25 protein-coding genes are annotated in these 25,184 nt (G+C 70.6%); 16 read left to right on the forward strand and 9 right to left on the reverse strand.

Going from position 1 to position 25,184, the window contains the following annotated elements:
* Positions 1–2 precede the first annotated feature (2 nt).
* The 3 genes from argB to ACZ6ZQ_RS08830 are packed head-to-tail and all read left to right on the forward strand — an operon-like array spanning position 3 to position 2,663.
* Positions 3–908 (forward strand): acetylglutamate kinase, encoded by a 906-nt coding sequence (argB, locus tag ACZ6ZQ_RS08820; protein WP_453666039.1) that lies wholly within the window; start codon positions 3–5, stop codon positions 906–908.
* The gene (locus tag ACZ6ZQ_RS08825; RefSeq protein WP_469767859.1) at positions 905–2,119 is read left to right on the forward strand and encodes an acetylornithine transaminase; all 1,215 of its coding nucleotides are present in this window, start codon (positions 905–907) and stop codon (positions 2,117–2,119) included. The genes argB and ACZ6ZQ_RS08825 overlap by 4 nt, the downstream gene beginning before the upstream one ends.
* A 7-nt stretch (positions 2,120–2,126) precedes the next feature.
* The gene (locus ACZ6ZQ_RS08830; protein WP_453666043.1) at positions 2,127–2,663 is read left to right on the forward strand and encodes an arginine repressor; all 537 of its coding nucleotides are present in this window, start codon (positions 2,127–2,129) and stop codon (positions 2,661–2,663) included.
* 481 nt (positions 2,664–3,144) lie between these two features.
* Here the strand turns inward: ACZ6ZQ_RS08830 and ACZ6ZQ_RS08835 are convergent, their stop codons facing one another.
* The 5 genes from ACZ6ZQ_RS08835 to ACZ6ZQ_RS08855 all read right to left on the reverse strand — a co-directional run bounded on the left by ACZ6ZQ_RS08835 (position 3,145) and on the right by ACZ6ZQ_RS08855 (position 8,158).
* The gene (locus tag ACZ6ZQ_RS08835; protein WP_469767967.1) at positions 3,145–3,903 is read right to left on the reverse strand and encodes an FAD:protein FMN transferase; all 759 of its coding nucleotides are present in this window, start codon (positions 3,901–3,903) and stop codon (positions 3,145–3,147) included.
* A 38-nt stretch (positions 3,904–3,941) separates the two neighbouring features.
* Complete coding sequence (locus ACZ6ZQ_RS08840; protein ID WP_469767860.1) at positions 3,942–4,406, reverse strand: FMN-binding protein; 465 nt, start codon at positions 4,404–4,406, stop codon at positions 3,942–3,944.
* Between the two features lie 8 nt (positions 4,407–4,414).
* On the reverse strand, positions 4,415–5,782 hold the full coding sequence (locus ACZ6ZQ_RS08845) for a ferredoxin reductase family protein (protein ID WP_469767968.1): 1,368 nt from the start codon (positions 5,780–5,782) through the stop codon (positions 4,415–4,417).
* Positions 5,783–5,912: 130 nt separating this feature from the next.
* A complete protein-coding gene (locus ACZ6ZQ_RS08850) occupies positions 5,913–6,494 on the reverse strand; it encodes a pyridoxamine 5'-phosphate oxidase family protein (RefSeq protein ID WP_469767861.1) in 582 nt (193 codons plus the stop codon).
* Positions 6,495–6,817: 323 nt separating this feature from the next.
* Positions 6,818–8,158, reverse strand: coding sequence for a hypothetical protein (locus ACZ6ZQ_RS08855; protein WP_469767862.1), 1,341 nt, complete (start codon positions 8,156–8,158; stop codon positions 6,818–6,820).
* Between the two features lie 116 nt (positions 8,159–8,274).
* On the opposite strand from ACZ6ZQ_RS08855, the gene ACZ6ZQ_RS08860 reads away from it, so the two are divergent.
* From ACZ6ZQ_RS08860 to ACZ6ZQ_RS08870, 3 genes are all read left to right on the forward strand, one after another.
* Positions 8,275–9,477: an argininosuccinate synthase gene (locus tag ACZ6ZQ_RS08860; protein WP_469767863.1), complete on the forward strand. Its 1,203-nt coding sequence runs from the start codon at positions 8,275–8,277 to the stop codon at positions 9,475–9,477.
* 100 nt (positions 9,478–9,577) lie between these two features.
* Positions 9,578–11,005, forward strand: coding sequence for an argininosuccinate lyase (gene argH / locus ACZ6ZQ_RS08865; protein WP_469767864.1), 1,428 nt, complete (start codon positions 9,578–9,580; stop codon positions 11,003–11,005).
* A gap of 173 nt (positions 11,006–11,178) precedes the next feature.
* Positions 11,179–13,398: an NADP-dependent isocitrate dehydrogenase gene (locus tag ACZ6ZQ_RS08870; RefSeq protein WP_469767865.1), complete on the forward strand. Its 2,220-nt coding sequence runs from the start codon at positions 11,179–11,181 to the stop codon at positions 13,396–13,398.
* A gap of 74 nt (positions 13,399–13,472) precedes the next feature.
* Here the strand turns inward: ACZ6ZQ_RS08870 and ACZ6ZQ_RS08875 are convergent, their stop codons facing one another.
* The gene (locus ACZ6ZQ_RS08875; RefSeq protein WP_469767866.1) at positions 13,473–13,979 is read right to left on the reverse strand and encodes an HAD domain-containing protein; all 507 of its coding nucleotides are present in this window, start codon (positions 13,977–13,979) and stop codon (positions 13,473–13,475) included.
* A gap of 85 nt (positions 13,980–14,064) precedes the next feature.
* Here ACZ6ZQ_RS08875 and ACZ6ZQ_RS08880 point away from each other — a divergent pair, with 85 nt between their 5' ends.
* Both ACZ6ZQ_RS08880 and ACZ6ZQ_RS08885 read left to right on the forward strand, forming a co-directional pair.
* Entirely contained in the window at positions 14,065–14,616 is a 552-nt protein-coding gene (locus tag ACZ6ZQ_RS08880; RefSeq protein ID WP_469767867.1) for a TetR/AcrR family transcriptional regulator, read from the forward strand.
* On the forward strand, positions 14,613–16,163 hold the full coding sequence (locus ACZ6ZQ_RS08885; protein ID WP_469767868.1) for an MFS transporter: 1,551 nt from the start codon (positions 14,613–14,615) through the stop codon (positions 16,161–16,163). Before ACZ6ZQ_RS08880 ends, ACZ6ZQ_RS08885 begins: the two co-directional genes overlap by 4 nt.
* A 186-nt stretch (positions 16,164–16,349) precedes the next feature.
* On the opposite strand, the gene ACZ6ZQ_RS08890 is transcribed toward ACZ6ZQ_RS08885, so the two are convergent.
* Entirely contained in the window at positions 16,350–17,012 is a 663-nt protein-coding gene (locus ACZ6ZQ_RS08890; RefSeq protein WP_469767869.1) for a lysophospholipid acyltransferase family protein, read from the reverse strand.
* 249 nt (positions 17,013–17,261) lie between these two features.
* Between ACZ6ZQ_RS08890 and ACZ6ZQ_RS08895 the strand changes: the two genes are divergently transcribed.
* The 3 genes from ACZ6ZQ_RS08895 to ACZ6ZQ_RS08905 all read left to right on the forward strand — a co-directional run bounded on the left by ACZ6ZQ_RS08895 (position 17,262) and on the right by ACZ6ZQ_RS08905 (position 19,726).
* Positions 17,262–18,434 (forward strand): glycerophosphodiester phosphodiesterase, encoded by a 1,173-nt coding sequence (locus tag ACZ6ZQ_RS08895; RefSeq protein WP_469767870.1) that lies wholly within the window; start codon positions 17,262–17,264, stop codon positions 18,432–18,434.
* A gap of 74 nt (positions 18,435–18,508) precedes the next feature.
* Positions 18,509–19,126: a sigma-70 RNA polymerase sigma factor region 4 domain-containing protein gene (locus tag ACZ6ZQ_RS08900; RefSeq protein WP_469767871.1), complete on the forward strand. Its 618-nt coding sequence runs from the start codon at positions 18,509–18,511 to the stop codon at positions 19,124–19,126.
* 69 nt (positions 19,127–19,195) lie between these two features.
* Complete coding sequence (locus tag ACZ6ZQ_RS08905) at positions 19,196–19,726, forward strand: GNAT family N-acetyltransferase (protein WP_469767872.1); 531 nt, start codon at positions 19,196–19,198, stop codon at positions 19,724–19,726.
* Positions 19,727–19,762: 36 nt separating this feature from the next.
* Here ACZ6ZQ_RS08905 and ACZ6ZQ_RS08910 read toward each other — a convergent pair whose 3' ends face one another.
* A complete protein-coding gene (locus ACZ6ZQ_RS08910; RefSeq protein ID WP_469767873.1) occupies positions 19,763–20,179 on the reverse strand; it encodes a hypothetical protein in 417 nt (138 codons plus the stop codon).
* A gap of 1 nt (position 20,180) precedes the next feature.
* Complete coding sequence (locus ACZ6ZQ_RS08915; protein ID WP_469767874.1) at positions 20,181–20,540, reverse strand: hypothetical protein; 360 nt, start codon at positions 20,538–20,540, stop codon at positions 20,181–20,183.
* Between the two features lie 84 nt (positions 20,541–20,624).
* Here ACZ6ZQ_RS08915 and ACZ6ZQ_RS08920 point away from each other — a divergent pair, with 84 nt between their 5' ends.
* From ACZ6ZQ_RS08920 to ACZ6ZQ_RS08940, 5 genes are all read left to right on the forward strand, one after another.
* On the forward strand, positions 20,625–21,272 hold the full coding sequence (locus tag ACZ6ZQ_RS08920) for an HAD-IA family hydrolase (RefSeq protein WP_469767969.1): 648 nt from the start codon (positions 20,625–20,627) through the stop codon (positions 21,270–21,272).
* 367 nt (positions 21,273–21,639) lie between these two features.
* On the forward strand, positions 21,640–22,698 hold the full coding sequence (locus ACZ6ZQ_RS08925) for a methionine ABC transporter ATP-binding protein (protein ID WP_469767875.1): 1,059 nt from the start codon (positions 21,640–21,642) through the stop codon (positions 22,696–22,698).
* A complete protein-coding gene (locus ACZ6ZQ_RS08930; RefSeq protein ID WP_469767876.1) occupies positions 22,695–23,363 on the forward strand; it encodes a methionine ABC transporter permease in 669 nt (222 codons plus the stop codon). Before ACZ6ZQ_RS08925 ends, ACZ6ZQ_RS08930 begins: the two co-directional genes overlap by 4 nt.
* An 83-nt stretch (positions 23,364–23,446) precedes the next feature.
* Positions 23,447–24,319 carry a MetQ/NlpA family ABC transporter substrate-binding protein gene (locus tag ACZ6ZQ_RS08935; RefSeq protein WP_469767877.1) on the forward strand — a complete coding sequence of 291 codons (873 nt, stop codon included), beginning with the start codon at positions 23,447–23,449 and terminating at the stop codon, positions 24,317–24,319.
* A 165-nt stretch (positions 24,320–24,484) separates the two neighbouring features.
* Positions 24,485–25,123, forward strand: coding sequence for a GNAT family N-acetyltransferase (locus tag ACZ6ZQ_RS08940; protein ID WP_469767878.1), 639 nt, complete (start codon positions 24,485–24,487; stop codon positions 25,121–25,123).
* The last annotated feature ends 61 nt before the right edge of the window (positions 25,124–25,184 follow it).

Raw genomic sequence — 25,184 nt, forward strand, 5'->3', positions numbered from 1 at the left:
CGATGAGCACTCGTAAGCACACCGCACTCCCCAAGGCGCAGACCTTGATCGAGGCACTGCCGTGGCTCACCCGCCACCACGGCAAGACGGTCGTCATCAAGTTCGGCGGCAACGCGATGGTCGACCAGGAGCTGAAGGCCGCCTTCGCCCAGGACGTCGTCTTCCTGCGGCAGGCCGGCATCAAGCCCGTCGTCGTGCACGGCGGCGGCCCGCAGATCAGCGCCCAGCTCGACAAGCACGGCCTGGTCAGCGAGTTCAAGGCCGGGCTGCGCGTCACGACCCCGGAGGCCATGGACGTCGTACGGATGGTGCTCGCCGGGCAGGTCCAGCGCGAGCTGGTCGGGCTGCTCAACCAGCACGGCCCGCTCGCCATCGGCCTCACCGGCGAGGACGCGCACACCATCACCGCCACCAAGCACCGCCCGACCATCGACGGCGAGCTCATCGACATCGGCCGCGTCGGCGAGATCACCGAGATCGACACCGGAGCGATCGAGGCACTGCTGAACGACGGCCGGATCCCCGTCATCTCCTCCATCGCGCGCAGTGCCGACGACGGGCATGTGTACAACGTCAACGCCGACACCGCTGCGGCCGCGCTGGCCGCCGCGCTCGGCGCCGAGACCCTGATGGTCCTCACGGACGTCGAGGGTCTGTACGAGGACTGGCCCAACAGCGACGAGGTGATCAGCCGCCTCACCGCGAGCGAACTGGAGAAGCTGCTGCCCGAGCTTTCCAGCGGCATGGTCCCCAAGATGGAGGGCTGCCTGCACGCCGTGCGCAACGGCGTCAACACCGCCCGGGTCATCGACGGCCGGGTGCAGCACTCCATCCTGCTGGAGATCTTCACCGACGAGGGCATCGGCACGATGGTCGTGCCCGACGGCACCGAAGGGGGAACGGCATGAGCGACCACAGCGGCAACCAGGAGCTCACACAGCGCTGGCAGGGCTCCATGATGGACAACTACGGCACGCCGAAGCTGTCCCTGGTCCGCGGCGAGGGCGCGAAGGTCTGGGACGCCGACGGCAACGAGTACCTCGACTTCGTCGGCGGGATCGCCGTCAACGCGCTGGGCCACGCCCACCCCGCCGTCGTCGAGGCCGTCTCACGGCAGATCGCCACGCTCGGCCATGTCTCGAACCTCTTCGTCGCCGAGCCGCCGGTCGCGCTGGCCGAACGGCTGCTCCAGCTGTCCGGCCGCCCGGGCCGCGTCTTCTTCTGCAACTCCGGAGCCGAGGCCAACGAGGCCGCCTTCAAGATCGGCCGGCTGACCGGCCGTCCGCACATGGTCGCCACCGAGGGCGGCTTCCACGGCCGGACCATGGGCTCCCTCGCGCTCACCGGCCAGCCCGCCAAGCAGCGGCCCTTCCTGCCGCTGCCCGGCGACGTCACGCACGTTCCGTACGGGGACGCCGAGGCGCTGCGGGCCGCGGTCACCGAGGAGACCGCCCTCGTGATCATCGAGCCGGTCCAGGGCGAGAACGGCGTGGTCGTACCGCCGCCCGGCTACCTTCGGGCGGCCCGCGAGATCACCCGCGCCACCGGCACGCTCCTCGTCCTCGACGAGGTCCAGACCGGCATCGGCCGCACCGGCCACTGGTTCGAGTACCAGGCCCACCAGGGCGTCGACCCGGACATCGTCACCCTCGCCAAGGGTCTCGGCGGCGGGCTGCCGCTGGGCGCCACCGTGGCGTTCGGACCGGCCGCCGAACTGCTGCGGCCCGGCCAGCACGGCACGACGTTCGGTGGCAACCCGGTCGCCTGCGCCGCGGGACTCGCCGTGCTGGGGACCCTCGACGGCACGCTCGACGACGTCAAGCGGACCGGCGAGAAGCTCCGGGACGGAATCGAGAATCCCGGCGGGAAGCAGAAGCACCCGCTGATCTCCCATGTCCGCGGTGCGGGCCTGCTGCTGGGTATCGTGCTCACCGAGCCCCTCGCACCCCAGGTGCAGCAGGCGGCTCAGGCTGCCGGCCTCCTGGTCAACGCGCCCGCCCCCGATGTCGTAAGGATCATGCCGCCGCTGATCATCGGCGACGCGGAGGTGGACGCTTTCCTCCAGGCGCTGCCCGGCATCCTCGACGAGACATACGGGGACGGACGATCCGGAGAATGAGACGACGATGACCGATGCGCAGGAAATCGAGCACGGCGGGCCGTCCGTGCCGCAGACCCGCACGGCCCGCCACCGCCGGATCGTGGACATCCTCAACCGGCAGCCGGTGCGCTCGCAGAGCCAGCTGGCCAAGCTGCTCGCCGACGACGGGCTGAGCGTCACCCAGGCGACGCTCTCCCGCGACCTCGACGAGCTCGGCGCCGTGAAGATCCGCAACACCGGGGGCGAGCTCATCTACGCGGTGCCGAGCGAGGGCGGATTCCGCACCCCGCAGGCGCCGCTGGGCGAGTCGGCGAAGGAGGAGCGGATGCGCCGCCTCTCCGGTGAGCTGCTCATCTCCGCGGAGGCCTCGGCCAACCTGGTGGTGCTGCGTACGCCGCCGGGCGCGGCCCAGTTCCTCGCCTCGGCCATCGACCAGGCCGAACTCCACGCGATTCTCGGCACGATCGCGGGAGACGACACCCTGCTGCTCATCTCCCGCGACCCGGCGGGCGGCCAGGCACTCGCGGACCATCTGCTGCGGCTGGCCCAGAACGACCGCTGACAGGCCTCGGCGCACCGCCGGTGCCTGATCGGCGAGCGGCCGGCCCGAAGGCAGGGAGCGCGACGGGTCCTGGAAGGAGACGACCCGGGCGATCCCGGACGCCGTGACGGTCTGCACCTCGACGGAGAACGCACGCAGGACGCCGTCCTCGCCGCACTCGTACAGCGCGAGCGCCGGCCGGCGGTCGGCCGCCGTGGGGACGAGACGGCTGCCCGGGTTGCCGCACACCGGGCAGCGCGTCGGGACCAGCAGCCCGGCGGCCTCACGGCCGGTGCCCCCCCGGGTCGCCGCCCCGGCGCTCGCTCGGCTGCCCCGGGGGTCAGGGCCTGTCGTTCGGATCTTGCCGGGCGCGCGTGCCCTGGCACGCGCATCTGCGGCGTTGTCGTCAGTCGCCAATGCTCCGCAGTGGCTCCCTCCTCCGCCTTGCATCTGCACGCGCCAGACCCCGCTCGCTGATCCGGCCTGATCCAAACGACAGGCCCTAGGCGGCTGGTGCGTCCGGGTGGTCCTGCTTGGCCAGATGACGGGCGAAGCCTCTGGTCTGCCAGGTGCTGCCGTCCGCGGCGACGGCGAAGCCCTCCGTGTCCGAAAGCCCCTCCAGCCAGTCGCGGGCCCGCACGCCCATGGCGTAGGCGGCCGTCGCCCGGGCGTCCGCCTGGGTCAGGCCCGGTGTCACGACGGTGAGCGAGGCGAGACCGCCGGCCGGCGGGGCGCCCGTGTGCGGATCGACGATGTGGCAGCCGCGTTCGGCCGGCCCCGATGTGGCGACGGCGAGGCTTTCGTCGGTCTCGACCACCGCGACCAGCCCGCCGGGGGACAGCGGGTCCGAGATGCCGACCCGCCACGGGCCGCCGTGCAACTGGACGTCGCCCCCGCCGTTGAGGCAGACCGCGGCGGCACCGGACGAGGCGAGCATGCGCGCCGCGCGTTCCACAGCCCAGCCCTTGACCAGGCCGGTGGGGTCGAGTCCGCTCCCGCCCCCGTACCCGGTGGTGAACCAGCCGTCGCTCAGCTGCTCCTCCGTCTCGCAGAGCCCGAGCACCTCGATCACGTCGGGCGCGCAGTCCACCAGGGCGAGTTCCCCCCTGGCGAGCCTGCTGACCTCGCTGTCCCGGCGGTAGGTCGAGAAGAGCTCGTCCGCGCGGTGCAGGGCGGCCACAGCCGCGACGAGCCCGGCGCGCATGCGCGCGCCGTCGCAGTCGGCGGCCATCCGCACGTCGAACGAGAACACCGTGCCCATCGCATGCTCGACATGGCGCAGTCGTGCCCGGTCCGTCGTCACAGGCCGGCCTTGTCGAGGGCGCTCTGCAGGGAGGTGATGTAGCCCTGGCTCGTGTACGAGGCTCCGGAGACGGTGTCGATCCCCGCGCTCTGTGCGGCGACGGCCGCCTTGTTGAGCTTCGGTACGGCGGTAGCGGCGATCTTCCGGCTGTTGGCATCGGACGACGGTGCCTTGACGGCCTCGGCCGCGGTGATCCTGCCGCCGCTGAGCGTGAGCCGCACCTGCACCGGACCGTACTGGGTCGGGGCTTCGTCCCCGAGGACGGTCTGCCCGCCCGCGGGTTCGACGCCGGGGCCGGTTCCGGCGGGTGCCGACGCCGCGGGCGGTACGGCGCCGCCGGCCTGCGGTGCCGCACCGGCCGTCGGCGCGCCCGGCTGTTTGACGGCCAGCAGCACCACGACGGCCGACGTGGTGCCGGCGACGGCGAGAAGGATCCGGCGCAGGGGGTGTTTCCTCTTCACGGACGGCCTCACATCTCGAACGACTCATGGTGGATACGACGGGACGGCACCCCCGCCGCGCGCAGCGCGTGGTACGACTCCTCGGCGAGACCGGGCGGTCCGCACAGATAGACGTCGTGCTGATCGATGTCCGGCAGCACCTCCTTGAGCCGCTCGGTGGTGATGCGGGGGCGTGCCCCGTCCGGCCCGTTCACGGCGTACATCAGCTTCGCCTCCCGCGCCTCGGCGATCTGCTGCAGCTCACTCCACAGCGCCAGGTCCTCCCTCGTGCCGGCCCGGTAGAGCAGGGACAGGTCACCGGGGCCGCCCGGCAGCGTCTCGAACAGGGCCCGCAGCGGGGTGATGCCGGCACCGCCGGCGATCAGGAGCACCTTGTTCCGGCTCCGCCGGCCCGCGGTCATCGCTCCGTACGGTCCCTCGGCCCAGACCCTCGTCCCCGGTTCCAGCCGGGCGAGTGCCGTGCTGTGCTCGCCGACGGCCTTGACGGTGATGCGCAGCAGATCCGGGCGGGGCGGAGCGGAGAGGGAGTACGGATTGGAGCTCCAGCGCAGACCCCTGGTGAGGAACCGCCAGCGGAAGAAGTGACCCGCCTCGGCGCCGAGCCGGTGCAGCCGGCGCCCGGTGATCAGCACGGAGACCACGCCGGGAGCCTCGTCCACGACGGATTCCACCCGCATCCGGTGCCAGAGGTTGAGCCGCACCGGTGCCAGGGCGCGGTACCAGAGGAGAAGGGCGCCGACGGCCGCGTACAGCACGTACCAGACCGTACGAGCGGTCGCACTCGCCACGAACTCGGCGCCGGTGGCCAGCTGGTGCCAGAAGGTCAGGTACACGGCTGCATAGGTCAGCAGATGCAGGTAGTACCAGGTCTCGTAGCGCATACGGCGGCGCACCGCGCCCGCCGACACGAAGCCGACCACCAGCAGGAGGACGGTGCCGACCGCCGCCTTGATCATTTCGGGGAAGTCGACGACGACGGTCACGGTCTGCTCGACGAGGCCGGTACGGCCCTGTACGGAGTAACCCCAGATGGTCAGGACGACATGGGCGACGACGAGACCGATCGCGTACCGGCCGCTCATCGCGTGCCAGCGGGCCGACCGGTCGGAACCCACACGTCGTTCCAGCGCCGGGACACGCGCCATCTGCAGCACCACGAGCGCGATCATGTAGCCGCCGAGCAGGCCCGTGATCCGGCCCGCCCCGACCAGCCACTCGGCGGTGTCCATACGGACGACCGCCGTGTTCTCCCACCACAGCCACAGGACGGCGGCCGCTCCTGCCCAGGCCGCGGCCAGCAGCACCGCCGCCGGATTGCGGCGCGGCCGGATCGCGCGCATGGTCTGGCGCCTTGCGGCCCGACCACTCTGAATCATCGTCACGGCTGCTCCTCGGCTCATCCGTATCGCTCTGGTGGATACGGAGACGAGGGCCGAGGAGTTCAACGCCGGGCCTCTTGTGTCAGCCGCGCCCGTCCGGGTGTCCGCAGGGCCCGCCGGCAGGGGGTCAGTCGGTACGGGCGGGCAGCGGGAGCGGGAGCGCGGGCAGCCCGTCGAGGCTCACTCCGACATGCGGCTTCTTCTCGCAGTACGCCGCGAACTCCTCGTCCGTCTTCCGCCCGAAGTGCTCCGCGTGCTGCGTTCGCTCCTCGCGATAGTCCATGAACGGTACGGCGAATCCGCACGCGTCACTGATCCGGCGGGCGTGCACCACGATGACCGCCCGGGCGGCGGCCCCGTCCGCGTCCTTGAAGTACGCGATGAACTCCGCCCACCGCGGATCGTCCCGGAACACCGCCTCCCCCTGACCGTGCACCCGCAGTACCTTCGGCGGACCGGTGAACGCACACCACATCAGGGTGATGCGGGCGTTCTCCCGTACATGGGCGATGGTCTCGGCGCCGCTGCCTCCGAAGTCGAGGTAGGCCAGGGTCAGTTCGTCGACGACGGCGAGGGTGCCCTTGCGGCCCTTGGGGGAGAGGTTGACGTGGCCGTCGCCCGCGAGCGGGGCGGTGGCGGTGAAGAAAACGGGCTGCTCTTCGATGAATGTCCGGATACGGCCTTCTATGCGTTCGTACGTTTGTCCCATGTGCGGATTATGGACCTGACGAGCGAACGGTGGGGACGCTTCGCGCTGTTCGTCCCGGACTCCGGTACGCCCGACCGCGACCGCAGCCGCTGCATCTCGTAGGTCCTGTCCGGGCGATCTTCGAGGAACAGGCCGCGGCGTCAGATGCATGGGGTCTCCCCAGGCCCGCAGGGCCGAGGGGACACATCGCAAGGCGGTGGGGGCACCTCCCAGCGGTAGCTGGGGGAGATCGCCCTCGTACTGGACGTACTTGGGCGACTCCGACAACGCAGCGAGGTGCCGGAGCTGGCGTCGCGGGCCCGACAAGATCGCCCGGACAGGACCTAGTCGCCGAACAGGTGCGTGCAACGCTCCAGCAGTGCGGCGAGTTCGGCAGCGTCGTGGTGCCCTCCCACCGGCGGTTCCCACTGCTGGATCGCGGGCCCGGCCAGGGCCCGGAGCCAGGGGTCCTCGTCATCCAGCAGGCGCACGGCGGCCCGGAGTTGCGCGATTCCGCCCTGCGCGCGCAGCAGCCGGAACGCCGCACGCCGTGTGTGGGCCGGCCGGTCGGCGGCGAGCCGCCGCGCGAGCCAGTCCTCCGGCAGCCGGTCGGCCGAAGGGCGCAGCGCGGAGACCGTCTCCCGTACGACGGCAGGCGCCGCGTCGTCGAGCAGCGGGCGCAGCCGCTCCGTGTCGACCTTGTCCAACGCGCGCAGTCCGGTGACCGCCCGGGCGCGCACCGCCGGGACCGGGTGGGTGGTGAGCGGCCACAGCAGCGCGGCATCGCGGGGCTCGCCGCATTCGGCGAGCCCCAGGGGCGCCCACGCCGGTACGCCGAGGTCGGACGGGTCGGCGCACAGGGCGCGGTAGAGCGGGAGCGGTTCGAGGCCGCCCTGCCGCAGCACATAGCGGGCGCAGGCCCGGACCAGTCCCGAACGGTCGGTGAGGTACGGCCGGGCCTCGGCGTGGCGTCCGGCCCGGCGCAGCGCGGTGACACCGGCGGACCGCACGCCTGGCTGCCGTGAGGCCAGCAGCGGAACGATCACGTCATCGTCGCCGCCGCCGGTCGCGTCGAGCGCGAGGGCGGCCTCGGCGCACAGGTTCTGCACGACGATGTCGCCGTCGGTCGCCGCGGCCCGGGCCAAGTGTGCGGCGGGGAGCAGCGCGCGTTCGACGGCGAGCCCGTACGCGAAACGGCGCGTGTCCCGGTCCTCGGCGTACAGCAGCGGCGCGAAGGCCGCCGGCGGAGCGGACCGCAGGAGGGCGGCGAGGGTGTCGCGCGCGAAGGCGCCGCGCTCGCGGCGGGCCAGGCGCAGGACGAGCGCGGTGAGCGGCACGAGCGTCTCGTGGCGCGCGGAGGCGAGCAGCCCCGGGAGCAGTGCCCGGGCCCGTCCGCGTACCGGGGCGGCCCAGTCCGCGGTGCGGATCACGATCAGCGGCAGCAGTTCGGGCCGTGCTGCCGCCTGCTCCAGCGCCGGCTCCCGGACGCGGCCGTCACGGTGGCACAGGGCGAGGGCCGGATGGTGGGTGTTTCCTCCGGCCTCGCCCTCGGGGGTGTTCAGCCACAGGAAACGCACCTCGGCGTCGAAGTCGAGCCAGGCGTCGGGGTCCGTCCCGTCGAGCGCCTCGTGGACCGGGACCCCCTGTGCGACTCGTTCGACGACGTCATTTCCCCTGGTCTGCATGGCGGGAGCGTACGGAGCCGGGTCCGCGGCGGCCACTGGATATGCGCCGCGTTGACAAAACATACGGAGGTCTGCATAGTTATACCCGTCACCGAATGCACCGTAAGGAGAAACCCGTGACCGAGCGCGTCGTACTCGCCTACTCGGGCGGTCTGGACACCTCCGTCGCCATCGGCTGGATCGCCGAGGAGACGGGCGCCGAGGTCATCGCCGTTGCCGTGGACGTCGGCCAGGGCGGCGAGGACCTGGACGTCATCCGCAAGCGCGCGCTCGCCTGCGGTGCCGTGGAGGCGGAGGTCGCGGACGCCAAGGACGAGTTCGCCGAGGAGTACTGCCTCCCGGCGATCAAGGCCAACGCCCTCTACATGGACCGGTACCCGCTGGTCTCCGCCCTCTCCCGGCCGACCATCGTCAAGCACCTCGTCGCCGCCGCCAAGAAGCACAACGCCGGCATCGTCGCGCACGGCTGCACCGGCAAGGGCAACGACCAGGTCCGCTTCGAGGCCGGCATCCAGGCCCTCGGCCCCGACCTGAAGTGCATCGCCCCGGTCCGTGACTACGCGATGACCCGGGACAAGGCGATCGCCTTCTGCGAGGCCAAGCAGCTCCCGATCGCGACCACCAAGAAGTCGCCGTACTCCATCGACCAGAACGTCTTCGGGCGGGCCGTCGAGACGGGCTTCCTGGAGGACATCTGGAACGCGCCGATCGAGGACATCTACGAGTACACCCAGAACCCGGCCCTCGCCCGCGAGGCCGACGAGGTGATCATCACCTTCAAGGAGGGTGTCCCGGTCGCCATCGACGGCAAGCCCGTCTCCGTCCTGCAGGCCATCCAGCAGCTCAACGAGCGGGCCGGCGCCCAGGGCATCGGCCGGATCGACATGGTGGAGGACCGGCTCGTCGGCATCAAGTCCCGTGAGGTGTACGAGGCGCCGGGCGCGATCGCGCTGATCACCGCCCACCAGGAGCTGGAGAACGTCACGGTCGAGCGCGAGCTGGCCCGCTACAAGCGGCAGGTCGAGCAGCGCTGGGGCGAGCTCGTTTACGACGGTCTGTGGTTCTCGCCGCTCAAGCGCGCCCTCGACGGCTTCATCGACGAGGCGAACCAGCACGTCACCGGTGACATCCGGATGACCCTCCACGGCGGCCGCGCCGTCGTCACCGGCCGGAAGTCGGACCAGTCGCTGTACGACTTCAACCTGGCGACGTACGACTCGGGCGACACCTTCGACCAGTCGAAGGCCCAGGGCTTCATCGACATCTTCGGCCTGTCGTCGAAGATCGCCGCGCGGCGTGATCTTGCAGGCGGAGCCTGACGGAGACCTCGCGTAACCCCCGACCGTTGAACCAACCGCCTCCCCGTTCCTCCGCGGCGGGGAGGCGGTAGTACTTCCACAGCCTTGAGGAGCAGAGCACGTGAGCAGCAACAACGGTGACGTCCGGCTCTGGGGCGGCCGGTTCGCCGCCGGCCCGGCCGAGGCGCTGGCGAAGCTGTCGGCGTCGGTCCACTTCGACTGGCGCCTCGCGCCGTACGACATCGCCGGCTCCCGCGCCCATGCGCGCGTGCTCCACAAGGCCGGTCTGCTGACGGCGGACGAGCTGGAGCGGATGATCGCGGGGCTCGACCGGCTCGAAGCGGACGTCGCCGACGGCAGCTTCGTGGGCACCATCGCCGACGAGGACGTCCACACGGCCCTGGAGCGTGGCCTGCTGGAGCGCCTCGGCCCGGACCTCGGCGGCAAACTGCGCGCCGGCCGGTCCCGCAACGACCAGGTCGCCACGCTCTTCCGGATGTATCTGCGCGACCACGCCCGGATCATCGGCGGTCTCGTCGCCGAGCTCCAGGACGCGCTGGTCGGCCTCGCCGAGGCCCACCCGGACGTCGCCATGCCCGGTCGTACGCACCTCCAGCACGCCCAGCCGGTCCTCTTCGCCCACCACGTCCTGGCCCACGTCCAGTCCCTGTCCCGGGACGCCGAGCGCCTGCGGCAGTGGGACGACCGGACCGCCGTCTCCCCGTACGGCTCCGGCGCCCTCGCCGGATCGTCCCTCGGCCTCGACCCGGAGGCGGTGGCGAACGACCTCGGCTTCGAGCACGGCTCCGCCGCCAACTCCATCGACGGCACGGCCTCCCGCGACTTCGTCGCCGAGTTCGCCTTCATCACCGCGATGATCGGCGTGAACCTCTCCCGGATCGCCGAGGAGGTCATCATCTGGAACACGAAGGAGTTCTCCTTCGTGACCCTGCACGACGCCTTCTCGACCGGCTCGTCGATCATGCCGCAGAAGAAGAACCCGGACATCGCCGAGCTGGCGCGCGGCAAGTCGGGCCGCCTCATCGGCAACCTCACCGGCCTGCTCGCCACGCTGAAGGCGCTGCCGCTCGCGTACAACCGCGACCTCCAGGAGGACAAGGAGCCGGTCTTCGACTCCTGCGACCAGCTGGAGGTCCTGCTCCCGGCCTTCACCGGGATGATGGCGACGCTGACCGTCAACCGCGAGCGGATGGAGGAGCTGGCCCCGGCCGGGTTCTCGCTCGCCACGGACATCGCCGAATGGCTCGTCAAGCAGGGCGTTCCGTTCCGCGTCGCGCACGAGGTCGCGGGGGAGTGCGTCAAGGAGTGCGAGGCGCACGGCATCGAGCTGGACCAGCTCACGGACGACCAGTTCGCCAAGATCTCGCCGCATCTGACGCCCGCCGTCCGTACGGTCCTGAACGTCCCGGGCGCGCTCGCCTCCCGTGACGGGCGCGGCGGTACGGCCCCGTCGGCGGTCGCCGTCCAGCTCGCCGAGGTGAAGGCCGACCTGGCCACGCAGCACGCCTGGGCCACCGCCAAGCTCTGACGGCGGTCCTCCGGAGCATCGTCGCGATGCCGCCGCCCCGTTTTGCGGAGACGGGGCGGCGGCATCGTGTTTCCGCCGTGCCGCCACATCGGGGGCAGGGTCCTGTCGAGTGGGCCGTCGGCACGAGATATCTTGATGTCGAGCAATGTTGCAGACGTGGAGCGGAGCACCCGGTGACTGACTCGACCATCATCTATACGCACACTGACGAGGCTCCGGCCCTGGCGACGTATTCGTTCCTGCCTGTCGTCCAGGCGTACGCCTCGACCGCCGGGGTCACTGTGGAGACCCGCGACATCTCCCTGGCAGGGCGCATCATCGCCCTGTTCCCGGAGCGTCTGGAGGAGGGCCAGCGGATCGGTGACGCCCTCGCCGAGCTCGGCGCGCTGGCCCGGACCCCCGGTGCGAACATCATCAAGCTGCCGAACGTCTCGGCGTCCATCCCGCAGCTGAGGGCCGCGATCGCCGAGCTGCAGGAGCAGGGCTACGCACTGCCGGACTACCCGGACGACCCGAAGACCGACGAGGAGCGCGACATCCGCGCCCGTTACGACAAGGTCAAGGGCAGCGCCGTCAACCCGGTCCTGCGCGAGGGCAACTCCGACCGCCGCGCCCCCGCCTCGGTCAAGAACTACGCCAAGACCCACCCGCACCGCATGGGCGCCTGGAGCGCCGACTCGAAGACGAACGTCGCCACCATGGGCGCCGACGACTTCTGCTCCACCGAGAAGTCCGCGGTCATCGCCAAGGACGGCTCCCTGCGCATCGAGCTGAAGGGCGACGACGGCTCCACCACCGTCCTGCGCGAGTCCGTGCCGGTGCTGGCGGGCGAGGTCGTGGACGCGTCCGTCATGCGCGTGGCGCCGCTGCGTGAGTTCCTGACCGCGCAGGTGGCCCGCGCCAAGGCCGAGGGAGTGCTGTTCTCGGTGCACCTGAAGGCCACGATGATGAAGGTCTCGGACCCGATCATCTTCGGCCACGTGGTGCGCGCCTTCTTCCCGAAGACGTTCGCGAAGTACGGCGAGACGCTCGCCGCGGCCGGCCTGACCCCGAACGACGGTCTCGGCGGCATCTTCAAGGGCCTGGAGTCGCTGCCCGAGGGCGCCGAGATCAAGGCGTCCTTCGACGCCGAGCTGGCCGAGGGCCCCGAGCTCGCGATGGTCGACTCCGACCGCGGCATCACCAACCTGCACGTCCCGAGCGACGTCATCGTCGACGCCTCCATGCCGGCGATGATCCGCACCTCGGGCCACATGTGGGGCCCGGACGGCCAGGAGGCCGACACCCTCGCGGTCCTCCCGGACAGCAGCTACTCGGGTGTTTACCAGGTCGTCATCGACGACTGCCGCGCGAACGGCGCCTTCGACCCGTCGACGATGGGCTCGGTCCCCAACGTCGGCCTGATGGCGCAGAAGGCCGAGGAGTACGGCAGCCACGACAAGACCTTCGAGATCCCCACCACGGGCACCGTGCGGGTCGTCGACGAGGCTGGTGACGTGGTCCTGGAGCAGGTCGTCGGCGCCGAGGACATCTTCCGCATGTGCCAGGCCAAGGACGCTCCGATCCGCGACTGGGTCAAGCTCGCCGTCACCCGCGCCCGCGCGACCGGCGACCCGGCCGTGTTCTGGCTGGACGAGAACCGCGCCCACGACGCCAAGCTGATCGAGAAGGTCAAGCAGTACCTGCCGGAGCACGACACCGAGGGCCTGGACATCAAGATCCTCTCCCCGGTCGAGGCGACCAAGCTCTCCGTGGAGCGCATCCGCCGCGGCGAGAACACGATCTCCGTCACCGGCAACGTGCTGCGCGACTACCTGACCGACCTGTTCCCGATCCTGGAGCTGGGCACCAGCGCCAAGATGCTGTCGGTCGTCCCGCTGATGGCGGGCGGCGGCCTGTTCGAAACGGGCGCCGGCGGCTCCGCGCCGAAGCACGTCCAGCAGCTGGTCAAGGAGAACTACCTGCGCTGGGACAGCCTGGGCGAGTTCTTCGCGCTCGCGGCGAGCTTCGAGCACCTCGCGCAGACCACCGGCAACGCCCGCGCCCAGGTCCTCGCCGACACCCTGGACCGGGCGACGGCGACCTTCCTGAACGAGGACAAGTCGCCGACCCGTCGTGTGGGTGGCATCGACAACCGCGGCAGCCACTTCTACCTGGCGATGTACTGGGCCCAGGAGCTGGCGAAGCAGACCGACGACGCCGAGCTGGCGGGCGCGTTCTCGGCCCTGGCCAAGACGCTGACCGACCAGGAGCAGACCATCGTGGGCGAGCTGCTCGCGGTGCAGGGCTCGCCGGCCGAGATCGGCGGCTACTACCAGCCGGACCCGGCGAAGGCGGCGGCGGTCATGCGGCCGTCGAACACCTTCAACCAGGCCCTGGCGACCCTGGCCTGACCTCACCCGCACCGCGCGACCGCCCCGGCCGGACCCTGTCCGGCCGGGGCGGTCCCGTTGCGGCAGGACCGTGCCTACAGCCCCGCCGCCCAGTCCGCGAGCGCGTCGAAGTCCGGCCGCGTGAGCCCGATCCGGTGATCGACGTGCATCAGCAGCGCTTCGGCGAGGTGATTGCGCTCCACGTACTCACGATCCAGATCCGTGATCTCGTCGTCGATCCAGGCGAACGGCCGCACGGCCGCGTACGTGAGCACGTACTGCGTCTTCCAGAACGTCCCGCGCGGTGAGGCCCCGTGCATCACGGGCCAGTCGATGAACGGCAGTTCGGGCAGCCCCAGATGCGGTCCCACCCAGACATTGGCCTCGCCCTTCCAGGTCGTCGCCCACACCAGCTCGTACCACTCGCCCAGGGCCAGCAGCTCGCGGCCGTGCCCGTGGTTGAGCCAGACCCGCAGCGGCTTGTCGTGCGTCCAGCCGCTCGGCCGCATCCGGTGTGTCGTGTAGCCCTCCGGCCGGTGCTCCGGCTTTCCGCCGTAGGGATTCAGCGGACCGTCGATGTCGATCAGCGGCAGCGGCTTCATGCGCACAGCATCTCCTCCAGCCTCTCTGTGAGGCACTGATTTATCGAGTGAGACATGAACGTCTCATTTGGTGTATGCTCGTCTCATGGCCATGGACCGTGAACAGGTGCTCCGCACCGCCGCCGCCCTCCTCGCCCGCAAATCGACCGCGACCATGGACGAGGTCGCACGCGCCGCGGGCATCGGGCGCGCCACGCTGCACCGGCACTTCGCGGGCCGGGACGCCCTGGTGAGGGCCCTCGAAGCGCTCGGCATCCAGGAGTTCGAGGCCGCGCTCGACCGGGCGCGCCTCGACGAGGGCGGCGCGAGCGACGGGCTGCGGCGGCTGATCGCCGAGATGGAGCCCGGCGCGGACCTGCTCGCCTTCCTCGTCACCGAGAACCAACTGTTCGAGGGCGACGAGATCAACGAAGGCTGGGCCAGACTCGACGCCCGTGTCTCGGCCCTCTTCCGACGCGGTCAGGAGCAGGGCGAGTTCCGGATCGACCTCTCGCCCGCATGGCTCACCGAGGCCCTGTACGGGCTCATCGGCACCTGCGCCTGGGCCGTCATGGACGGCCGGGTCGCCAAGAACGACTTCCAGTACATGATCGCCGAGCTGTTGCTCGGCGGAGCACGACGGAGTGTGGAGAGATGACCACCAGCACGGTCCAGCGCACGAGCGGGACGGACGAAACCCTGTACCGCCCCGGGCGCTGGCTCGCGCTCGCGGTGCTGGTGCTCGCCGTTCTGCTGGTGGCCGTGGACGCCACCGTACTCGGCCTTGCGACGCCCTTCCTCAGCGAGGACCTCAAGCCGTCAGGGACCCAGCTCCTGTGGATCGGTGACGTCTACTCCTTCGTCATCGCGGGTCTGCTCGTCTCCATGGGCAGCCTGGGTGACCGGATCGGCCGGAAGAAGCTGCTGCTGAGCGGTGCCGTCGCGTTCGGCGCGGTGTCCGTGCTCAACGCGTACGCCACCACGCCCGAGATGATGATCCTCGCCCGGGCGCTGCTCGGTGTCGCCGGTGCCACGCTGATGCCCTCCACGCTGGCCCTGATCCGCAACATCTTCCACGACCCCAAGGAGCGCAGCCTCGCCATCGGCATCTGGGGCGCCATGGCCTCGGCGGGCGCGGCCGTCGGACCCGTCGTCGGCGGCTTCCTGCTGGAGCACTTCTGGTGGGGCTCGGTCTTCCTCATCAACCTGCCCGTGATGGCTGTCCTCGTGCTCGTCGGTATCAAACTGCTGCCCGAGTCCAAGAACCCGGTCGCGGGACCCTGGGACCTGGTGAGTGTCGTGCTGTCCCTCGTCGGCATGGTCGGTGTCGTATACGCCGTCAAGGAGGTCGCGACCCACGGCCTCGGCTGGGAGGCGGGCGCCGCCGCGCTCATCGGTGCGGCCGGGCTGTACGGATTCGTCCGCAGGCAGCTGACCCTGCCCGCACCGCTGCTCGACATGCGGCTGTTCCGGCACCGGGGTTTCTCCGGCGCCGTCCTCGCGGACCTGCTGACGATTCTCGGCCTGTCCGGACTGGTCTTCTTCCTCTCCCAGTTCCTGCAACTGGTGCAGGGCAGGCAGCCGTTCGAGGCAGGTCTCGCGGAACTGCCCGCCGCGATCGGTGCGGTGGCCACGGGTCTGGTCGCGGGCACGGTCGCCCGGCGGTTCTCCGTACGGTCGGTGGTGGCCGCCGGTCTCGCCGCCGTGGGAGTCGCGCTCGCCGTGCTGACCCTCATCGGCCGGTCCACCGGCTATCCACTGCTCGGTGCGGCGCTGCTCGTCGTCGGTATCGGCGCGGGATTCTCGTTCACCGTCACCGCCGACGTGATCCTCTCCAGCGTTCCCAGGGAGCAGGCAGGCGCGGCCTCCGCGGTGTCCGAGACCGCCTACGAACTGGGCGCCGCCCTCGGTATCGCCCTGCTCGGCTCCATCGTGACCGGGGTCTACCGGGACTTCGTGACCCCGGCCGGAGTGCCGGCGGACGTGGCCTCCGCCGCCCATGAGTCGCTCGGCGGAGCCGTCGAGGCAGCCACCGCGCTCCCGGCGCAGCAGGGCGCGGCCCTGGTCGGCGCCGCCCAGGAGGCGTTCGTCGACGGGCTCAGGCTCGCTTCGGGCGTGGGTGCGGCGGTGCTGCTCGCCACCGCGGCCGTCGCGTGGTTCCTGCTGCGGGGCCAGAAGCTCGCCGACAGCATCGAGCACCCGTAACCGTTGGGGGACGCTCCGCTGGGCGGAACGGGTGGGTACAACCGACGGTGCCGGGGACCGGTACGACGACCGGGCACGCCGGTCACGCCGGGCACCCAACGCGTGGGCCCCGACCGGTCACACCCGGCCGGGGCCCAGCTTCCCCCGGACTTGCTCCGGGGGGTACTGCCATCGCTCAGCGGAGCGCTACGCGGCCTTCGCCTTCGTCGCGTACATGTCGACGTACTCCTGGCCGGACAGCCGCATCACCTCGGCCATCACCGAGTCCGTCACCGCCCGCAGCACATAGCGGTCGCGGTCCATGCCCTCGTACCGCGAGAACTCCATCGGCTCACCGAAGCGGACCGTCACCCGGCCGGGGCGCGGCAGGCCCGCGCCGCCCGGCTGGAGCTTGTCCGTGCCGATCATCGCGAACGGGACGACGGGCGCGCCGGTCATCAGGGTCAGCCGGGCGATACCCGTACGGCCCCGGTAGAGGCGGCCGTCGGGGGAGCGGGTGCCCTCCGGGTAGATGCCGAAGACCCTGCCCTCCTCCAGCACCCTGCGGCCGGTCATCAGCGCCGCCACACCGCCGTTCGCACCGTCCCGGTCGACGGGGATCATGCCGACGCCGGTGAAGAACCAGGCCATCAGCCGGCCTTTGAGGCCCTTGCCCGTGACGTATTCGTCCTTCCCGATGAAGTGCACCGGACGGTCGCAGACCAGCGGCAGCACCATCGAGTCGATGAAGGTCAGGTGGTTGCCGGCGAGGATGACCGGGCCGTCCCCGGGGATGTTCTCGGCGCCTTCCACACGAGGGCGGAACATCAGGCGCAGGAACGGTCCGAGCACTGCCTTGATGAGCGACAAGCGGGACAACGGGTCCTCCGGTGTCAGGGGCGGTCGGGAACGTCCGACGAAATCTGTGCAGGTGAGGACGATACTCGTGGGTCCCGCCCCTCCGCACATTGGGTTCACCGAGCAGATACACAGTGTTGACCTGAGTTTGGGACGCGTTTGCCCAGGGTCTCCCGCGCGTAACGTCCCGGCGCCTAGCATCGTGCGCCGCACGGGCCCCGTCGACAGGTGCGGGACATCACATCCCATGGAGGAGCGTTCATGACACAGGGTGCGGACAGAACCCCCGGGCGGCGGACCGTTCTGGGCGCGGCGGTGCTCGGATCGGCCGCGCTGGGGATCGGCGGCGCCCCGGCGGCGAACGCGCAGGAACCCCACGGCAGTCAGAGCCAGGGGCACGGCCACGGCTCCGGGTACCGCGCGCTGCCCGTACCCACCGTCATCGCGCACCGCGGCGCGAGCGGCTACCGGCCCGAGCACACCCTCGGCTCCTACCAGCTGGCCCTGGACATGGGCGCGCACGTCATCGAGCAGGACCTGGTGCCCACGAAGGACGGGCATCTGGTCTGCCGTCACGAGAACGACATCACGGGCACGACGGATGTCGCCTCCCGCCCCGAATTCGCGTCCCGCAGGACCACGAAGTCCGTCGACGGCACCAGCCTCACCGGCTGGTTCACCGAGGACTTCACCCTCGCCGAGCTGAAGACCCTGCGGGCCAAGGAGCGGATCCCCGCCAGCCGCCAGGAGAACACCCTCTACGACGGCCGCTGGGAGATACCCACCTTCGAGGAGGTGCTGCGCTGGGCCGAGAAGGAGGGCCACCGCCGCGGACACCCCGTATGGCTGCACGTCGAGACCAAGCACCCTTCGTACTTCCGGAGCCTCGGCCTCGGGCTGGAGGAGCGGCTGGCGAAGCTGCTGCGCCGGTACGGCCGGCACCGTGCGAACTCGCCGGTCTTCCTCCAGTCGTTCGAGCCGAGCAGCATCCAGCGGCTGGCGAAGCTCGTGGACTCGCCGCGCGTCGTCCTGCTCTCCGGAGCGAGCTCCCGCCCCTGGGACTTCGTCCAGGCGGGCGACCCGCGCACGGTCGCGGACCTGGTCAAGCCCGAGGGCCTTGCGTGGATCGCCTCGTACGCGCAGGGCATCGGCCCCACCCTCGACCTGATCATCCCCAAGGACGCGAGCGGGAAGCTCGGGACGCCGACCACCCTGGTCCGCGACGCGCACGCCGAGGGGCTGGTCCTGCACCCCTACACGATGCGGAACGAGAACTCCTTCCTCCCCGCCGACTTCCGGCGCGGCACCGACCCCCACGCGTACGGGGACGTCTTCGGGGCGTTCAAGGTCTACTTCGAGCAGGGCATCGACGGGATCTTCACCGACAATCCGGACACGGGCCTGCTGGCCAGGGCCGACTTCGTCAACGACTGAACGGCCGTCATACGGTCGGGTGACAGCGGGACGCCGCCGAAACCGCAACGCGCGGCGGCGTCGTCCCGCGGGACATGACGCTCCGCGAAGACATCGCCTCCCGACCCGCTCACGTCCCCGTTTCCGCTGTCCCGGCCCCGCGAACCGGGGCCGCGGACGGTCGCGCCGACACGCCCGCCGCGGGCGCGCTGGTGCGCGTACTGCGGCCGCTCGTCGCGGCCGAGGCGAGTGCCGAGGCACACGGTGAGGCCCTGGACTCCGGGGATCTGGAACAGGACGTCTGGGTACGGCTCCTGGAACTGATCGACGCCGAGGGCCCGCCCGGCGACGCGGTGAGCTGGGTGCAGGGAGCCGTTCGCGACGCGGCACGCCGTGCCCGGCGGCGGGCCCTGCGGGAGCGGCCGTACCGCGACGAGCCTGCCGCCGGGCCCACGGCCTGCCCGGAGCGGGCCGCCCTGATGGCCGAACGGCGCCGCGTACTGCGGGCCGCCGTGGCCCGTACACCGGGTCACTGCCCAAGGCTGCTGACTGCGATGCTGTCCCCACGTGACCCCACCTACCGAGAAATCGCAGGAGAGTTGGGAATCTCACAAGGAAGTCTGGGGCCGATGCGTTCCCGCTGCCTGGGATGTTTGCGCAGAATGCTCGCGACAGAGGTTGCAGCTCCTGAACTGCGGGGAAAGGAGCGGTAGACCGGACGCGCCCAGGCGCCGACCGGTCTGCACACAACCGGGCGGTGGGCGAGCGGGAGGCATGCACACATGGGCATGAGCGTGACCATCTCAGTGGCGGCGGCGCAGGACGCCGAGCACATCCTCAAGCTGCAGTACCTGTGCTACCAGAGCGAGGCCGAGCTCTACGGCGACTACGGCATCGAACCGCTCACCCAGACCCTCGACGACCTGAAGGCCGAGCTCGGCAGGGGCCACGCGCTGGTGGCCCGGCTCGGGGACGAGGTGATCGCGTCCGTACGGGGCGAGGTCGACGCCGCCGGCACCGCCACGATCGCCAAGCTCATCGTCCACCCCCGGATGCAGCGCCACGGCCTCGGCGGACGGCTGCTCGACGCCATCGAGGCGCACTTCGCGGGCGAGTCCGCCGCCAAGCGCTTCCAGCTCTTCACCGGCCACCGCAGCGAGCGCAATCTGCGGATGTACCGCAGCCACGGCTACGCACCCGTCTCCACCGAGGAGATCGGCCCGAAGCTGACCATCGTCACCCTGGAGAAGGACGCCGACGCGGCGGCGGTACCTCCGGCGCGGAGTGCCCCGGACTACGCCACCAGCGCGTAGCCCGGCGCCGGGCGATCCCGTCGGGCAGCGCCCGGCTCAGCGCCGGGCCTTGCGCAGCCAGAGCATTCCGGTGACCGGCAGCAGTACCGGAATGAACAGATAGCCCATCCCGTAGTCGGACCACACCGTGGCGTCCGGGAAGGCGGACGGGTCCGACAGCGTCCAGGTGCCCACGATCAGTACGCCCACCAGCTCGGCGGCGCAGCACACCAGCGCCGCCCTGCGGGCCGTCTCCCCGCCGCGGAACAGCGTGTACGTGATGAACGCGTACACCACGGCGGCGATGGCGGACAGCGTGTAGGCGAGCGGCGCCCGGTCGTACTCGGTGGCGATCTGGTACACCGAGCGCGACACGGCGCCGACCGACATCACGCCGTACAGCCAGACCAGCAGCACGCCCGGCCCCTTGACCAGCCTCGTCCCGGGCGTCTCTTCCGCGGTGGTCCCGGTCATCTCAGCCTCCCCAGATGTCGAACAGCCGGACTTCCAGCACCGCGAGCACGACCGCCCCGGCCGCGACCGTCGCCGAGCCCCAGCGGGTCCGCTCGGTCAGCGAGAGGAACCCGGCCGCGGGCACCGCCGCGAACGCGCCGATCAGATACGCGATGAAGAGCGCCGTTCCCTGGTCGGCCTTCTCGCCGCGCGCCAGCTGCACCACCCCGATCACCAGCTGGGCGAGCGCGAGCACCGTCACCACGGCCATGCCGATGAAGTGCCAGTCCTTCGTGGGCTGGTCCCGGTACGTGGCGAAACCGCACCAGGCGGCGAGGGCGAGCGCGGCCACGGACACCGCGACCGTCAGGGCGTCAAGCATGGGAGAGAGCGTATTACGGGCCAAAAGACCTGATGCGCTCGACCCCGGGGTGCCCGCACAGGGTCGGGGACCATGCCCGGAACCGTGAAGATCCACGCCGAAGCCCTGCTGTTCGACAACGACGGAACGCTCGTCTCCTCCATGGAGTCGGTGGACCGCTGCTGGACCCGATGGGCAGAGGAGTACGGCGTCACGGCGGATGACTTCGCCCGCGTCGAGCTGCACGGCCGGCCCGCCGCCGAGATCGCCGCGGATCTGCTGCCCGCGGACGTGGTGCCGCGGGCCGTGGCCCGTATCGAGCAGCTGGAGGTGGACGACGTCGCCGGCGGCGTCTTCCTGCTGCCGGGCACCGCAGCGCTGCTCGCGTCCCTGGCCGCCGAGCGGTGGGCGGTCGTCACCTCCGCGACCCGGCGGCTCGGCGAGGCCCGGGTCGAGGAGGTGGGCATACGGCCCAAGACGCTGATAGCCGCCGACGACATCACGCGCGGCAAGCCCGACCCCGAGCCGTTCCTGCTCGCCGCGCGGCGGCTCGGTGTCGACCCGGCGCGCTGTGTGGTGTTCGAGGACGCGCCCGCGGGCCTCGCGGCGGGCCGCGCCGCCGGGATGACCACCGTGGCCTTGGCCACAACACACGACCCCTCCCAGCTCGTCGCGGACATCGTCGTCAAGAACCTCTCCGCCGTGTCCGCGCGGGCCACGGCCCACGGCGTGGAGATCACCGCAGCGAGCTGAGCCGTCCGCACTCCGGAACGAGGGAGTCCGCTATGCGGACGCCCGAGATCCGCTCGCACGCCTGTCTGCTTTACTTGCCCGCATGACCACGACGAGCAGCCGCACCCTTGCGACCGAGGCGATCACGACGCCCGGTGCTCGTTGTATGTGTCGAATGTGCGACTTCTGAGGGCCCCTGCCTGAGCCTCGCGCCCCGAAGCGAGACCCCCGACAGCCGAGCCGTGTCCGCCGCTGAAGCCATGCGGACCGAGCCGCCCCGCGCACACACTGCCACCCAGTCGTCCGTGCTGCGCGCCAACTGTCCCAAGACGACACACCCGTGCCCGGCGGACCCCGTGCCGCGCACTCAACAGTGACGGAAACCCCTGTGATCACCACTACGGGCCTCACCAAGGTCTACCAGTCGCGAGGCCGCGACGTCACCGCTCTGGACGGCGTCGACCTGCACGTCCGTGAGGGCGAGGTCTTCGGCGTCATCGGCCGCAGCGGCGCCGGAAAGTCCTCCCTCATCCGCTGCGTCAACCTGCTGGAGCGCCCCACCGCCGGCACCGTGACCGTCGACGGCACCGACCTCACCGCCCTCGCCGGACGCGGCAGGCGCGCCGGCAAGGAACTGCGCCAGGCGCGCAGCCGCATCGGCATGGTCTTCCAGCACTTCAACCTGCTCTCCTCGCGCAGTGTGAAGGACAACATCGAGCTCCCTCTGGAGATCCTCGGTGTCTCCGGCGCCGAGCGTTCCCGCCGCGCCCTCGAACTCCTCGACCTCGTCGGCCTCGCCGACAAGGCCAAGGCCTATCCCGGGCAGCTCTCCGGCGGCCAGAAGCAGCGCGTCGGCATCGCCCGGGCGCTGGCCGGCGACCCGAAGGTGCTCCTCTCCGACGAGGCCACCAGCGCTCTCGACCCCGAGACGACCCGCTCGATCCTCCAGCTGCTGCGGGACCTCAACCGGCAGCTCGGACTGACGGTCCTCCTCATCACCCACGAGATGGACGTCGTCAAGACCGTCTGCGACTCGGCCGCCCTGATGAAGCAGGGCCGGATCGTCGAGTCCGGAACGGTCAGCGAGCTGCTCGCCACGCCCGGCTCCGAACTCGCCCAGGAGCTGTTCCCGGTCTCCGGGGACGCCTCGGGCCCCGACCGTACGGTCGTCGACGTCACCTTCCACGGCGAGGCCGCCACCCAGCCGGTGATCTCCCAGCTGTCGCGCACGTACAACGTCGACATCTCGATCCTCGGCGCCGCGATGGACACCGTCGGCGGCAAGCAGATCGGCCGGATGCGCATCGAACTGCCCGGCCGCTACGAGGACAACGTCGTGCCCGTCGGCTTCCTGCGCGAACAGGGCCTGCAGGTCGAGATCGTCGACGACGAGCCCGAGGACATCCCCGCGCCGCGCGCGGAACTGGTGAAGGAGACCGTCAAGTGACGTGGTCGGACATGCAGCCCCTGCTGAGCCAGGGCACCATCGACACCCTCTACATGGTCCTGTGGTCCACGCTCGTCACCGTCGCCGGCGGACTTCCGCTCGGCATTCTCCTGGTCCTCACCGACAAGGGCGGACTTCTGCAGAACACCCCGGTGAACAAGGTCGTCGGCGTGATCGTGAACATCGGCCGCTCGCTGCCGTTCATCATCCTGCTGATCGCGCTGATCCCCTTCACCACCCTGGTGGTGGGCACCTTCATCGGCCCCACGGCCATGATCGTGCCGCTCGCGGTCGGCGCCATCCCGTTCTTCGCGCGGCTCGTCGAGACGGCGATCCGCGAGGTCGACCACGGACTGGTCGAAGCCGTCCAGTCCATGGGCGGCTCCATCCCGACGATCATCCGCAAGGTGCTGCTCCCGCAGGCCCTGCCCTCGATCGTCGCCGCCGTCACCACCACCGTGATCGTCCTCGTCGGCTACTCGGCGATGGCCGGCGCGGTCGGCGGCGAGGGCCTCGGATCCAAGGCCGTCACCTACGGCTTCCAGCGGTTCGAGACCCCGTTCATGCTCATCACCGTCGTCATCCTGATCGCGATCGTCACCGCCGTACAGCTGATCGGCGACGGAATCGTGCGCCTGCTGGCCCGCCGCGGCCGCACCGCCTGAGCCCCCCGCTCCACCCGCACCACCACTGGCCCGCACTCCTTGTCCGGGCGTCACCACCGCAACACCAGAAAGAGGCACTTTTCGTGCGTAACTCGCGTAAGAACATCAAGCTCACCGCGGCCTTCGCCGCCACCACCGCCCTCACCCTCGGCCTCACCGCCTGCGGCACCGCCTCCGACCCGGGCGCCAAGGCGGACTCCGGCGACAAGGCCGCCGAGTCCAAGCCGCTCGTCGTCGCCGCGTCCCCGACGCCGCACGCCGACATCCTCGACTTCGTCAAGAAGAACCTGGCCGACAAGGCCGGTCTCGACCTGGAGGTCAAGGAGTTCACGGACTACGTCCTGCCGAACACCGCCACCCAGGACGGCCAGGTCGACGCCAACTTCTTCCAGCACAAGCCGTACCTGGACGACTTCAACAAGAAGAACAAGACCACCATCGTCCCGGTCGTCAACGTCCACCTCGAGCCGCTCGGCCTCTACTCCAAGAAGGTCAAGTCCCTCAAGGACATCAAGGCCGGCCAGACGATCGCCGTCCCCAACGACACCACCAACGAGGGCCGCTCGCTCCAGCTGCTCGCCGAGAACGGCATCATCACCCTCAAGGCGGGTGTCGGCACCGACGCCAAGCTCTCCGACATCACCGACAAGAAGGGCCTGGAGTTCAAGGAGCTGGAGGCCGCCACCGTGCCCCGCGCCCTGAACGACGTCGACGCCGCCGTCATCAACGGCAACTACGCCATCGAGGCCGACCTCAAGCCCGCCAAGGACGCCCTCGTACTGGAGAAGGCCGAGGGCAACCCCTACGCCAACTTCCTCGCCGTCAAGGAGGGCAACGAGAAGGACCCGCGGGTGGAGAAGCTCGCGAAGCTCCTCAACTCCCCCGAAGTGAAGAAGTACATCGAGGACACCTACGCCGGCTCGGTCGTCCCGGCCTTCGGTCCCGCCGCCAAGTAACGGCTCCCGCAAGGTCCTTGTGAACGAAGGCCCCGCGTACCCGCCCGGTACGCGGGGCCTTCGGCGTCTGTGGCGGCGTACCGACCCGGCCATGCACATCCACCACCCGATGCTGCATGCTGTGCCTTTACGGCCCTTACGACGGTCTTCGGCATGGAGCTGCGCATGACTACCACCTTTCCGGACATCTCCATCAGCACGGAGCGGTTGGTGCTGCGCGCGCTCGAACCCGCAGACGCCCCGGCCCTGGCCGAGATGATGAACGACGAACTGGTCGCCGCCTGGACGTCCGTGCCCCAGCCCTTCACCGAGGCGGCGGCCGGCACCTGGATCAGCGAACACGCGCCCACCGAGCGTGCCGAGGGCCGCGGAATCGACCTCGCCGTCACCGAGTTCCTCACTCAGCGCCTGGTCGGTGTGATCCAGCTCGGCAACACCGACTGGCGGGTGCGCTCCACCGAGATCTCGTACATCATCGCCCCCTGGGCCCGCGGCGAGGGCTATGCGTCCGAGGCGGCGCTCGCCACCGCCCAGTGGCTCTTCCGCGACCAGCGGTTCGAGCGCCTGGAGCTGCGCACCGCCGCCGACAACACCGCGTCCCAGCAGGTGGCCCAGAAGATCGGCTGCATCAGCGAGGGTGTCCTGCGCGGAGCCTGTATAGCCCGCACCCGCACCGAGGACGGGGGCTGGGCCGACCTGCGCACCGACTTCATCGTGTGGAGCCTGCTCCCCGAGGACCTCGAAGGCGTCGCCGACCAGATGGCCGACGCCGGCGGATTCGGTACGTTCACCGACTGGAACTGACACCTTCACCAGCTGGAACCGACACCAGGTACGCTCAGCCTGCCTGCTGGCTCACCCCTGT

It is taken from the genome of Streptomyces sp. NPDC053673, assembly GCF_055585225.1.

Bases quoted from the DNA above. Each gene is read 5' to 3' on its own strand.
- argB (WP_453666039.1), top strand. From the start codon at position 3: ATGAGCACTCGTAAGCACACCGCACTCCCCAAGGCGCAGACCTTGATC.
- ACZ6ZQ_RS08825 (WP_469767859.1), top strand. From the start codon at position 905: ATGAGCGACCACAGCGGCAACCAGGAGCTCACACAGCGCTGGCAGGGC.
- ACZ6ZQ_RS08830 (WP_453666043.1), top strand. From the start codon at position 2,127: ATGACCGATGCGCAGGAAATCGAGCACGGCGGGCCGTCCGTGCCGCAG.
- ACZ6ZQ_RS08835 (WP_469767967.1), bottom strand. From the start codon at position 3,903: ATGGGCACGGTGTTCTCGTTCGACGTGCGGATGGCCGCCGACTGCGAC.
- ACZ6ZQ_RS08845 (WP_469767968.1), bottom strand. From the start codon at position 5,782: ATGATTCAGAGTGGTCGGGCCGCAAGGCGCCAGACCATGCGCGCGATC.
- ACZ6ZQ_RS08850 (WP_469767861.1), bottom strand. From the start codon at position 6,494: ATGGGACAAACGTACGAACGCATAGAAGGCCGTATCCGGACATTCATC.
- ACZ6ZQ_RS08855 (WP_469767862.1), bottom strand. From the start codon at position 8,158: ATGCAGACCAGGGGAAATGACGTCGTCGAACGAGTCGCACAGGGGGTC.
- ACZ6ZQ_RS08875 (WP_469767866.1), bottom strand. From the start codon at position 13,979: ATGAAGCCGCTGCCGCTGATCGACATCGACGGTCCGCTGAATCCCTAC.
- ACZ6ZQ_RS08880 (WP_469767867.1), top strand. From the start codon at position 14,065: ATGGCCATGGACCGTGAACAGGTGCTCCGCACCGCCGCCGCCCTCCTC.
- ACZ6ZQ_RS08885 (WP_469767868.1), top strand. From the start codon at position 14,613: ATGACCACCAGCACGGTCCAGCGCACGAGCGGGACGGACGAAACCCTG.
- ACZ6ZQ_RS08895 (WP_469767870.1), top strand. From the start codon at position 17,262: ATGACACAGGGTGCGGACAGAACCCCCGGGCGGCGGACCGTTCTGGGC.
- ACZ6ZQ_RS08900 (WP_469767871.1), top strand. From the start codon at position 18,509: ATGACGCTCCGCGAAGACATCGCCTCCCGACCCGCTCACGTCCCCGTT.
- ACZ6ZQ_RS08905 (WP_469767872.1), top strand. From the start codon at position 19,196: ATGGGCATGAGCGTGACCATCTCAGTGGCGGCGGCGCAGGACGCCGAG.
- ACZ6ZQ_RS08910 (WP_469767873.1), bottom strand. From the start codon at position 20,179: ATGACCGGGACCACCGCGGAAGAGACGCCCGGGACGAGGCTGGTCAAG.
- ACZ6ZQ_RS08915 (WP_469767874.1), bottom strand. From the start codon at position 20,540: ATGCTTGACGCCCTGACGGTCGCGGTGTCCGTGGCCGCGCTCGCCCTC.
- ACZ6ZQ_RS08940 (WP_469767878.1), top strand. From the start codon at position 24,485: ATGACTACCACCTTTCCGGACATCTCCATCAGCACGGAGCGGTTGGTG.